Genomic DNA, 12973 nt, shown 5'->3' on the forward strand with positions numbered 1-12973 from the left:
GTAGTTTTGTAAATGATATAATAAATATATATTTGAACTGTGGTTGAAAAATCACATTCTTTTTCATAGCAATTTTCCCACTCAATTTATTGAGTGGGTTTTTTATTAGAGACTATTAAAACATTTAAGAATTAACATTTTATATTAAGTTATGTATGAAAGTAAAAAAATATAATTTATTCTTAATCCAAAATGTATTCTTGCTAAAAATAATTTTATATAGTTAATATAACTTAAGGAGTTATTTGTTTTCATGGTTAGTTTATTGCTTATTATAGTCATTTCTTTACTTTTCATCGTTTTTTTATTTATTTTCACTTTAACTTGTTTAAATTTAGTAACTTACAATAGGTTTTTTTTTAAAAAAAATAAAATTTTTATCATTATGAAACTATTCTTTATTCCAATTTTAGATTTTTTTTTAAAAGAAAAAATAAAAAATCAAAATTGTTTTTTGTTTTTTTTATTATTTAGTTTTCAAACTTTTGTAGCTCAAACTTCCTGTCCAACTGCTCCTGTTTCTCCAACTTATACAAATGATAGTTTTACTGGGAATTTAAATTCTGGAGAAACCGTTTTATTTACTAATGGATATACATATACAGGAAATGTAAATAGCTTGCCTTCAGGCGCAGTTATTTATGTTTCTGATGGAGCCATATTTACACCGTCATCATTTAATAATCCTCAAGGAACTGTACAGAATTGTGGAACTACTAATTTTGGAGGAATAAACCTTAATGCAGGAGTAGTTATAGAGAATTACGGTACAATGAATTTTATTTCTTCTTTAAATATAAACGGAGCAATAACTTTAATAAATGGAGTAGACGCAAATATGGAGTTTACCAATTCATTTACATTATCTAGTTCGGGTTCTAATTTTACAAATTATGGGAATGTAATAGCTAATCAAGAATTAGCAACTGATAATAATACAATATTTACAAATAATGGCTATGTACAATCTATAGGAGGTAATTTTAATCCTAATGGAACAGTTATTAATAATGGTAAATTGTATTCTATGCAGTTTATTAATATCAATTCCAATTCAGTTCTTACAAATAACTGTAACTTAACAGCAGATAAGGGTTTTAATAATAATAGTAGTAATACTGTTAATAATGGATATATTATTGTAACAGGTATAGATGGGTACCCAAACGATTTGTTTCAAAACAATCAAACTTATACACAAGGTGTAGGTGCTGTGGTTTCTGGTGTTCGATTTAGCAACTTAAGCACAATCAATGGGGCAGGTAGTTATTATTTTACAGGAGAAACTATTAATCAAGGTAATTTTGGTAATGATGGGCAAGGAATTAATTTTTATGATTCAACAAATACAGATACAAGCCCTTTTGATACCACAAATGTGATACCTGACTCCTCGGTTACATCTACATCATTTACACCACCAACATCCACTAGTTATGACGCAGCTAATTGTAGCACAATTGTATCACCCATATCTACTGATTCTTCAACAGATACAGATAATGATGGTATACCAGATTTAACAGATATAGATGATGATAATGATGGAATTACAGATTTTATTGAAAGTCCAAATTGTTTTTATTCAGAAGAAGAAGTAGCAGCGTTTACTGAATTAAATACAACAACAGATTTTGTTTTTCATTCAACAAGATCATATGATTTAATGTTCGATGAAAGTTTTAGCACTTCAACATCATCTTGGGCACAATTAGCTGCTAACACGGCAGTTTCAGGGTTGTCTTTAGTAGAGCTTAATACAAATGCTACTCATTTAATTGTAGATAAAGTTAGAATATATACCAATACCCAATACCCAGCCTCAGTAACTTTTCAGTTAGAAGGATCAAATAATGGAGGAACAAATTGGGAAAGGTTATCTGACCCTCAAGCTTTAAACGTAACTAATTCTTCTTTTGATTTTAACAACACTGTAAATACTGGAGCGTCATACTCAAGTTATAGAATAGCTGGTGTTGCTGGTACTGCAACAGCAACAGGAAGAATAGTAGAAATTATTTTTTATCCTTTAGATTATAATCCAAATTTAAACCCAAAAGATACATGTACAGATGATTCAGATTCTGATACCGTTTACAATCATTTAGATTTAGATAGTGATCAAGATAACTGTTCAGATGCTTTAGAAGCAGGTGCAACTACAGACAAAACTGCAAATTATAAATTTACGAATACAGTAACTAATGGAGAAGATACTAATGCAAATGGATTAGCTGATGCATTAGAAGATACAAGTACATTTACAGGTTTAAACTATATACCAACTTATAAATATGCAAACAATGCTTTTTATGATGTATGTTTAGATTCAGACTTAGATGGTATAAAAGATATAGTAGATTTAGATGATGATAATGATGGAATTTTAGATACAGAAGAATGCCCAGCTACCTCATTAAATATTACCTCAGATTCAAAAATGACTGTTCGTTACTGGAAAGGTATTTCAGAAGAGTTATTACTTCATAGTATAGTACCAATTACTGAAGGAGGGATTTTATTAGATATTGATGAGTATGGTTTACCAATACAACAAGGAACTCCTGATGCAGATTTAGTCTGTGATGCAGTTATAGGTCATACAACCTTTCGTTGTGTTTCGGAAGACCCAGCACACCACTTAGAAGTAGTAGTGGCTGATTTTTGGATACAATTTCCGTCAACTTTATATGGTACTACAATAAAAGTAAGAGTTAGTAATGCTTTAGATAACGGAAGATCACCTGTAGGATCTGGTGCTTGGGTAATTTCTTCTGATTGTGATCCAAATAACTGGATTGATCCTACTTACAATATTGCTGAAGATTCAAGTCCTAAAGGTATAGATTACGGCCCACTCTTAGATATGAATAATACAACCAATTTTGTGAGTTCTCAATATGGAGGAGCTACACCTCCTTTTGGATATGAAAATTGGACAGCTTCAGCAATAACAACTATAGGTACTGGCTATGAAAGAGGTGAGCCATCCGCTTATGAAGCAGAAATTGTAGTTTCAGAAGCAGGGCATTTTGGAAGACAGTATGTAGTTGATCAATGGATTTCTGCAGGTTTTTCGGGTTTTCAATATAGTGCTGATGGAGGGGCAACTTGGTCAAATATAGAAAAATCATGGTATAGTTCTAAAGAAACATGTATGATACCTAGTGCAGATGCATCAACAGAGTGCGATGATGATGGTGATGGCATTCCAAATAGATTAGATTTAGATTCAGATCAAGATGAGTGTAGTGATGCTTACGAATCTGGAGCTACTACAGATACAACAACAGATTATGCATTTTCAACCTCAATTACAAATGGAGATCTAAATGCAAATGGATTGGCAGATGTTGTAGAAGATTCAACATTACCAGGAACAGTTAATTATACATCTACATATAACACAATAGCTAAAGATGGTATAAGCAGTTGTCCTGAAGATACCGATGGAGATGGAGTTCCTGACTATATAGATTTAGATAATGATAATGATGGTATTTTTGATACAGAAGAAGAAAATTGTTTGCCAAATGATAGTAGATTAGATTTTGATATAACTGGAGATGTATTAGATCCAGATGGTCAGACTTATGGAACTACTCAGGGGATAGATGTAACAATAAATTATACAGAAAATGACTCAGGAACTTTAACAAAAGGGTTAACTACATCAGATAGAATAACTTTTAACAACAATTATAACAATCTTACAACATCAAATGAATTAAGTATATTATTTAGTATAGATCTAACATCTGGAGCGTATTTAGAACTAACAGACTTAGATCAATCTGGAGATTTAGATTTTAGTGAGCAGTTTGAGATTACTTTCTATAAAGATGGGGTAAAAGTAGCATATATTGCAGATTTAGGAGCCAATTTGTTAAAAGATGGCAATGTATTTACAGCAATTACTGGAGGTGCAACCGATGACGATCCAGCAAGTACTTTACGTGTAAATGTGACTGCAAATATAGATCAGATAATTATTAAGTCATCAGTTGTAGGTAATTCAACAGATACAGACCCAGATACTTTAGGAGCCAATATTAGAGTTCACAGTTGTTATCAAGACACAGATAATGATGGAATAGAGGATAAGTTTGATACGGATAGTGATGGAGATAGATGTAATGATGCAATAGAATCAGGGCATATAGATTCAGATGGTGATGGTGAAGTAGACGGAACAGGTTATGAAACTACTAACGGTACTGTAACAGGTGCTTCAACTTCGTATACAGGTACCACAACAGATGTTACCTTAGTAGGGCCGGATGCGGATAATGATGGTGTTTCTGATAGCTGTGATGATATATTTGATGATCATGATGGAGATGGAGTAGCAGATTTCTATGATTTAGATGATGATAATGATGGAGTCTTAGATACTGATGAAGGTTGTAGTTCTAATTTAATATTAAAAAACATACAAAACACACCTCCAGTAGGAGCTTGGGAAGTTTTTGTATATGATGGTCATTTTGAGATAACCAATGCATCCAATGCAACAGATGTTTTTTCACATGGTCCAGATGGTACCTCAGGAGAAGCACCAGTACTTAGTGCCCATGGATACTATACCGGTAGTGCTACTTCTTATACATTTAATGAGGAAACCATTAGTTCTTATACAGATCCAACAACAAGTGTTATAGCGTCAGGTGTAGAGTTGGTTGTTTTAGAGCCATTTACCACAAGTAATAGCGGAAACTGGTCTTTAGTTTACAAGCGAACTATTGAAAATACAGGAACAGTTACTATACCTGCCGGATCTTATTTAGACGATTGGGCAGAAATCTATGTAAACGATATTTTGGTAGCATACAATACATCTTTTTTAGAAAGCTCACCCAATGCATTAACAGCAAATGTTGTTGCAGGTGATAAGGTAGAAATTCGCTTAACCAACGGTTTGAGTCAAGGAGGCTTTAATTTAACGATAGAAACAAATAGTGAAACTACTTTAAATACAATTTGTGGTATTTTAGACACCGATGGAGATGGGGTGCCTAATTACTTAGATTTAGATTCAGATGGAGATGGTTGTCCAGATACTATTGAGTCTAATATTCCTTTAACAAATATAGATTTACAATTAGCGGACATACAAAACGGAGATGGTACAACTAATACAACTACTAGTGCACTAAATGCTATATTAGATATAGAAGGTATAGATGCAAATAATGATGGTTTAAATGATAGTGTAGATGCTGCTCAAGATGGAACACCAGACTATGTTTCTACTTATGCTACTTTTGCTTTGGTAGATACAGAAAACACTTGTACTATTGATTTAAGTTTAATTAAAACTGTAGATAAGCCAATAGTTAAATTAGGTGCAGAAATTATTTTTACAATAACTTTAAAAAATACTAGTGTGTATCCTGCTACTGAAGTTCAAGTTAAAGATATTCTTCCAACAGGACTTCAATATAGTGCAACAGGATCAACAATACCAAACAATACAACCTATACTCCATCAACAGGTATTTGGGATTTAAGTAGTATGTCTATTGGAAACGGAGACACTATACAGCTAAAAATAGGAGCTACAGTAACTACAGCGGGAGCAATTATTTTAAATCAAGCCGAAATTTTCACTTATAAACAAACAGACAAAGATTCAACTGCAAATAGTAATAATTAAAATATTATTTTAATTATTACTATTATTAAAAAAAACTAGATTTTCTTAGCAAACGTTTTCGTAATTAATTAAAGACAAATTATTAAATCATTGTGACATTTTGTAATTTAGCAAAATTATTTTTTTTAAGACTTAAATCTAATTAAACACAACATATAATGAGTATAATAATAAACATTCATGCACGTCAAATTTTTGATTCAAGAGGAAATCCAACTGTTGAAGTTGATGTAACAACAGAAAATGGAGTTCTAGGTAGAGCAGCAGTTCCGTCTGGAGCTTCAACTGGAGAACATGAGGCAGTAGAATTGCGTGATGGAGGTAAAGCATATATGGGAAAAGGAGTTTCTAAAGCTGTAAATAATGTTAATACATTTATTGCAGAAGAACTTTTAGGTGTTTCTGTTTTTGAACAAAATGCTATTGACAAGATGATGATTGATTTAGATGGAACACCAAATAAATCTAAGTTAGGAGCAAATGCAATATTAGGTGTTTCTTTGGCGGTTGCTAAAGCAGCAGCTAACGAATTAGGTATGCCTTTATATAGATATGTAGGTGGTGTATCTGCAAATACTTTACCATTACCTATGATGAATATCATTAATGGTGGATCTCATTCTGATGCGCCAATTGCATTTCAAGAATTTATGGTAATGCCTGTAAAAGCTGAAACATTTTCTCAAGCTATGCAAATGGGATCAGAGATTTTTCATAACTTAAAGAAAGTTTTACACGATAGAAACTTATCTACTGCTGTTGGTGATGAAGGTGGTTTTGCACCTAATTTAGAGGGAGGAACAGAAGATGCATTAGGTACTATTGAATTGGCAGTAAAAAACGCTGGTTATTCTTTTGGTGATGAAATTAAAATAGCCTTAGATTGTGCTGCTGCAGAATTTTTTGTTGATGGAAAATATGATTATTCAAAATTTGAAGGCCCAACAGGAAAAATAAGAACAAGTAAAGAGCAAGCAGATTATTTAGCAGAATTAGCTGAAAAATACCCTATAGTTTCTATTGAAGATGGAATGGATGAAAACGATTGGGAAGGTTGGAAATATTTAACTGAAAAAATCGGAGATAAAGTTCAATTAGTAGGAGATGATTTATTTGTTACTAATGTTGAGCGATTATCTAGAGGAATTGAAAACGGAATAGCAAATTCTATTTTAATTAAAGTAAACCAAATTGGTACTTTAACAGAAACAATTGCAGCTGTAAATATGGCAAAAAATGCAGGTTATACATCTGTAATGTCTCACAGGTCTGGTGAAACAGAAGATAATACTATTGCTGACTTAGCAGTAGCCTTAAATTGTGGACAAATTAAAACTGGATCTGCATCTCGTTCTGATAGAATGGCAAAATACAATCAACTATTAAGAATTGAAGAACAATTAGAAGAAGTTGCTTTTTTTCCAAAAGAAAAAGCATTTAATATTTAATTTTTAATTAATATAAAAAGAATCCTCATATTTTAATATGAGGATTTTTTTGTGCTAAAGAATGGTTAAATCAACTTCTATTATAAATTGATGTTAAAAATCTATTATTTACACTTTATAAATCCTTAATAATTTGGTATCTTCGCGTGAGTATTCAACAATAAAAACAGATTGAAAATGTCAGATATAGCTAAGTTACAAATCGGTGAAAATTCTTATGAGTTTCCTTTAATAAAAGGTACAGAAAATGAAGTTGCAATAGATGTAAAAACTCTAAGAAATGCAACAAATGGTGTAATTACAATTGATCCAGGGTATAAAAACACTGGTTCTTGTGTAAGCGGAATTACTTTTTTAGATGGAGAAAAAGGTATTTTAAGATATAGAGGATATTCAATTGAGGAGTTAGCTGAAAAAGCTGATTTTTTAGAAGTTGCTTATTTGTTAATTTTTGGTAATTTACCAACTAGTGAACAGTTAGAAAAGTTCCATTCTGATATAAAATCGAATTCAGTTGTTGATGATGATGTTAAGAAAATTGTTGATGCTTTTCCTAAAACAGCACATCCAATGGGTGTTTTGTCATCATTAACTAGTGCTTTAACTGCATTTAATCCATCTTCTGTTGATGTTGATTCAGAGGAAGATATGTATAATTCAGTAGTTAAAATAATGGGTAAGTTCCCTGTTTTAGTAGCTTGGACAATGCGTAAAAAACAAGGATTACCATTAAATTATGGATCTAAAAACTTAGGTTATGTAGAAAATATTATGAAAATGATGTTTGAGCAGCCTAATGAAGATTATGTGATTAATCCAATTATAAAAAATGCTTTAGATAAACTTTTAATTTTACATGCAGATCATGAACAAAACTGTTCTACATCTACAGTAAGAATTGCAGGTTCATCTCACGTTGGGTTATTTGCATCATTATCAACAGGAATTTCTGCACTTTGGGGACCATTACATGGTGGAGCAAATCAAGCAGTTTTAGAAATGTTGGAAGCTATTAGGCAAGATGGTGGAGATACAAAAAAATACATGGCAAAAGCCAAAGATAAAAGTGATCCTTTTAGATTAATGGGATTTGGGCATAGAGTTTATAAAAACTTTGATCCAAGAGCAAAAATCATCAAAAAGGCTGCGGAAGAAGTTTTAAATGATTTAGGTATTAATGATCCAATTTTAGAAATTGCAAAAGGCTTATCAGAAGAAGCATTAAGTGATCCTTATTTTGTTGATAGAAAATTATATCCAAACGTAGATTTTTATTCTGGAATTATATACAGAGCAATGGGTATTCCTGTTGAAATGTTTACTGTAATGTTTGCTTTAGGGCGTTTACCAGGTTGGATTGCTCAATGGAAAGAAATGAGAACTAATAAAGAACCAATTGGTCGTCCAAGACAAATATATAATGGAGAAAATTTAAGATCATTTATACCTTTAGACAAAAGATAAAAAATTATTATTATTTTTATAAATACAAAAGCTTCATAAATTATGAGGCTTTTTTTAGCATTATACTATGATAAAATTAAATGTAACGAATGAAACTTCTAGACTTAGAAGCGTAGTTTTAGGAACCGCGCAGAGCAACGGTAAACCACCAAAGTTAGAAGATTGTTACGACCCTAAAAGTAGAGAGCATGTCTTAGCAGGAACTTATCCAATAGAAAAAGATATGATTGCAGAAATGGAAGCAGTTGCTGAAGTTTTTAAAAAATATGATGTTGAGGTATTTAGACCTAATATTATTAATGATTACAATCAAATTTTTGCTAGAGATATTGCTTTTGTAATTGAAGATAAATTTATCAAAGCTAATATTTTACCAGATAGAGATCAAGAAATTGAAGCAATATCGCATGTGATTTCTCAGATTGATCCAAACAATATTATAAAACTACCAGAAGAATGTCATGTAGAAGGTGGAGATGTTATGCCCTGGAATGATTATATTTTTATAGGTACATATTCTGCAGATGATTATCCAGATCAGATTACTGCACGTACAAATATTGATGCTGTTATTGCTTTACAAGAATTGTTTCCGCATAAAACTGTAAAATCTTTTGAGTTAAAAAAAGATAATTTAAATCCAAAAGAAAACGCTCTTCATTTAGATTGTTGTTTTCAACCCATAGGTGTAAACAAAGCCATACTTCATAAAAACGGTTTTTTAGTAGAAAAAGAATATAATTGGTTGGTCGATTTTTTTGGAGAAGAAAATATATTTGAAATTACTAAAGACGAAATGTATAATATGAATAGTAATGTATTTTCTATTTCCGAAAAAGTAATAATTTCTGAGAAGAATTTTACAAGATTAAATACTTGGTTAAGAGAAAATGATTTTACTGTTGAAGAAGTTGCTTATTCGCAAATTGCAAAACAAGAAGGTTTATTACGTTGCTCTACAATGCCATTAATTAGAGATTAATTTTACATTAAAACCTATTAATCATATTATAAATTCTTTTTTTAGTAGCTGAAACTATTTGTTAATATGATAATATTATTCTTATAAAAAGTATAATTTTGCAGATAAATTAAAAACTGATGGATCAAACTACCAATACAATATTAATGATACGTCCTATAAACTTTAGGATGAATGAACAAACAGCAGTAAATAATTATTATCAGGAAAATTTAAATATTAAAAATGCTGAGATTAATAAATTAGCTCAAACTGAATTTGATAATTTTGTTTTTAAATTAAGAAGTTTTGGAGTTGAAGTTGTTGTAGTTTCTGATTCAAGTAAATTTGATACCCCAGATTCAATTTTTCCTAATAATTGGGTTTCTTTTCATCAAGAAGGTGTAGTTGCATTATATCCAATGTTTGCTGAGAATAGGAGATTTGAAAGAAGAGAAGATGTTTTAGAAGAATTAGAAAAAAACGGATTTTTAATTAATGATATTGTAGATTATACTTCTGCTGAAGAAGAACAGTTTTTTTTAGAAGGTACCGGAAGTATGATTTTAGATCGCGAAAACAAGAAGGCTTATTGCGCTATTTCTCCAAGAGCTGATGAAGAATTATTTATTGAGTTTTGTGAAGATTTTGAATATACACCTGTTGTTTTTATAGCCAATCAAACTGTAGAAGGAAAACGTAAACCAATATATCATACTAATGTTATGATGTGTGTAGCAAAAACATTTGCGGTAATTTGTCTTGATTCAATTGATGATAAAAAAGAACGTAAAAATGTTTTAAAACAGTTAAAAGAAGATGGCAAACAAGTAATTGATATTACTGAAGCTCAAACTACCAATTTTGCAGGTAACATGCTACAAGTTAAAGCAAATGATGGTCAGCTTTATTTAGTAATGAGCCAAGCTGCTTTTGATAGTTTAACCCAAAGTCAAATTGCACAAATCAATAATCATTGTAAAATAATATCTAGTTCTTTAACCACAATTGAAACCTGTGGAGGAGGAAGTGCAAGATGTATGATGGCTGAAGTTTTTCTACCTAAATCTTAAGGTTTTATTTTATTAATCAATATTTTTAAATATAAGTTATACAGATGAGTTTATTACTTCTTGCAGTTGCACCTGTAACAATTGTAATTTTATATATTTATTTTAAAGATAAATTTGAAAAAGAACCAATTAAATTTTTACTCAAAAATGTTCTTTTAGGTGCTACGGCAAGTGTTTTAATTACTTTTATATTAAGTGTTGTTCTAAATTTAATTCATCCACTGGATAATGAGAAAAGCGTATTACAAATGTTTATCAAAGCATTTTTTGTAGTTGCTTTGGTAGAAGAATTTTCAAAATTTATCATTGTAAAGTTCTATGCACAAAAAAACAAAGAATTTAATGAACCTTTTGATGGAATTGTATATGCCGTAATGGTATCAATGGGTTTTGCTTTATTAGAAAACATATTGTATGTTTTTAAGTATGGTGCTGGAGTAGGAGTTGTAAGAGCTTTTACAGCAGTTCCTGCACATGCAACTTTTGGTATTTTAATGGGGTATTATATGGGGAAAGCAAAGTTTTCTAAAAACAAATTTCAATTAAACTTATTGGGTTTATTAGCAGCAACTATTTTTCATGGTGCTTACGACTTTTTTCTTTTTATAAACTTTATACCGGGTATGCTAACAGGAGCAATTTTATCTTTACTTACAGGAATAGTATTGGCAAGAAAAGCAATTATAAAACACCAAAATAGTTCGGTATTTAAAGTTTAATATTTTTTATTCTTTTAAGGCTTCAATAATAATTTTACCTGTTGTGCCATTAGGTGCTTCTATTTGTAATAAGTTTGCAATAGTTGGTGCAATATCAGTAATTTCATATCTCTTTTTAGAGACTCCCTTTTTAATCCCGTTTCCATAAAAAATTATTGGTACATGTGTGTCATAAGAATATCCTGAACCATGACTTGTACCAGTTCTTCCTCCAATTAAAGTTGCTGGGTAAGGTATCATCATTACATCGCCAGAAAATTTTTGATTATAACCGTTTTGTAAAGAATTTAAAATACCATCAGAAAAGTGATTCGTTTGCAGAGTTCTTGCCGTTACTGCCTTGTAAATTCCATCAAAGTTAATAATTTCATCAGCTAATTTTTGAGCAACTTCATTTTTATTTAAACCTAAAGATTCAATTTTTTGTTTATTTAAAAATATCTGGTAATTAGAAACATTTTCAATTATATCAATTGTATTAAAATATTTTTTTGTGATGGATAAAGTAAATTCTCTAAACTTTTTAATATCTAAATAATGTGCAGGAATCTTTAGAGATTGCAAATAAGCAGGTACATGAACGGCAGCATGATCTGCTGTTAAAAATAAAGTGTAATTTTCTTTTCCAACCTCTTTGTCTAAAAAGTTAAATAAATTTTTTAAATCATTATCTAATCTTAAATAAGTGTCTTCAATTTCTACTGAAGCTGGCCCAAATTGATGACCTATATAATCTGTTGATGAAAAACTAATCGCTAGAAAATCAGTAAAATTTGATTTCCCTAAGTTTTCTCCTAAAATTGTTGCTTTAGCAAAATCTATAGTAAAAGAATTTCCAGCAGGTATTGCTTTTATCATGCTGTAGTTTGCGTTTTTAGATTTTAAATTAGGGATGTCATGTGGAAATACGGGTTCTTTTTCACCGGTAAACAATCCTTCATAAATATTATTGTCATCTCTACTTTGCGTATATGTTTTTATATCGTACAAGGTTTTCCAAGGTGAACTCAAATACGCATCTGCTTTTTTTGAAGCATTAAAATCTACAACCCAAGAAGGAAGTTTATCCATATAAAATGAACTAGAAATCCATTTGCCTTCATTAGCACCTTCAAACCAGTAAGAAGCGTTAGCGGTATGACCAAGTGGTAAAATTGCAGAACGGTCTTTAGCTGCAATACCAATGGTTTTTCCTTTCATGTTTTGGGCTAAATGTAATTGATCTGTTATAGTTGTTGTGAGCATTCTTTTAGGAGATTTTTGCCCTGCAATTCCATTAATGCCTATTGTTTTATAATTTGAATCGTCTACACAGTAAATAGATTTTTTTTCAAATTTATCGTACCAATTGTTAGATATTATCCCATGATTGTTTGGGGTTGTTCCTGTATAAATGGATGCATGACCAACTGCAGTATATGTTGGTATTAAATTATAATGTGCATTTTCTAATGAAAATCCATTGTTTAAAATTCTTTTAAAACCATGTTCAGAATATCTGTCTGAAAATCTTGTTAAATAATCATATCTCATTTGATCTATAACAATTCCAATAACTAATTTTGGTTTATTTATAACTGTTTTTTCTTTAACTTTTTTACATGAAAAAGTTAAACAACATATAGATAATAGTAAAATATAATTTTTCATTA

At 30.5% G+C, this 12973-nt stretch carries 7 protein-coding genes; 6 read left to right on the forward strand and 1 reads right to left on the reverse strand.

Annotated features, from left to right (window positions below):
• The first annotated feature begins 385 nt into the window (after positions 1-385).
• The 6 genes from Q0733_RS07240 (at position 386) to Q0733_RS07265 (ending at position 11321) form a co-directional block, all read left to right on the forward strand.
• Complete coding sequence (locus tag Q0733_RS07240; protein ID WP_298780722.1) at positions 386-5656, forward strand: DUF11 domain-containing protein; 5271 nt, start codon at positions 386-388, stop codon at positions 5654-5656.
• 158 nt (positions 5657-5814) lie between these two features.
• The gene (eno, locus tag Q0733_RS07245) at positions 5815-7104 is read left to right on the forward strand and encodes a phosphopyruvate hydratase (protein WP_298780725.1); all 1290 of its coding nucleotides are present in this window, start codon (positions 5815-5817) and stop codon (positions 7102-7104) included.
• 177 nt (positions 7105-7281) lie between these two features.
• Positions 7282-8568, forward strand: coding sequence for a citrate synthase (locus tag Q0733_RS07250; protein ID WP_298780727.1), 1287 nt, complete (start codon positions 7282-7284; stop codon positions 8566-8568).
• Positions 8569-8635: 67 nt separating this feature from the next.
• Positions 8636-9550 (forward strand): dimethylarginine dimethylaminohydrolase family protein, encoded by a 915-nt coding sequence (locus tag Q0733_RS07255; RefSeq protein WP_298780730.1) that lies wholly within the window; start codon positions 8636-8638, stop codon positions 9548-9550.
• A 119-nt stretch (positions 9551-9669) separates the two neighbouring features.
• Positions 9670-10602, forward strand: coding sequence for a citrulline utilization hydrolase CtlX (gene ctlX / locus Q0733_RS07260; protein WP_298780733.1), 933 nt, complete (start codon positions 9670-9672; stop codon positions 10600-10602).
• A gap of 44 nt (positions 10603-10646) precedes the next feature.
• Positions 10647-11321, forward strand: coding sequence for a PrsW family glutamic-type intramembrane protease (locus Q0733_RS07265; protein ID WP_298780735.1), 675 nt, complete (start codon positions 10647-10649; stop codon positions 11319-11321).
• Positions 11322-11327: 6 nt separating this feature from the next.
• On the opposite strand, the gene pafA is transcribed toward Q0733_RS07265, so the two are convergent.
• Positions 11328-12971, reverse strand: a complete 1644-nt coding sequence (gene pafA, locus Q0733_RS07270) for an alkaline phosphatase PafA (protein ID WP_298780739.1) — start codon at positions 12969-12971, stop codon at positions 11328-11330.
• Between the last annotated feature and the right edge of the window lie 2 nt (positions 12972-12973).

It is taken from the genome of uncultured Polaribacter sp. (assembly GCF_947500975.1).
GTDB lineage: Bacteria > Bacteroidota > Bacteroidia > Flavobacteriales > Flavobacteriaceae > Polaribacter.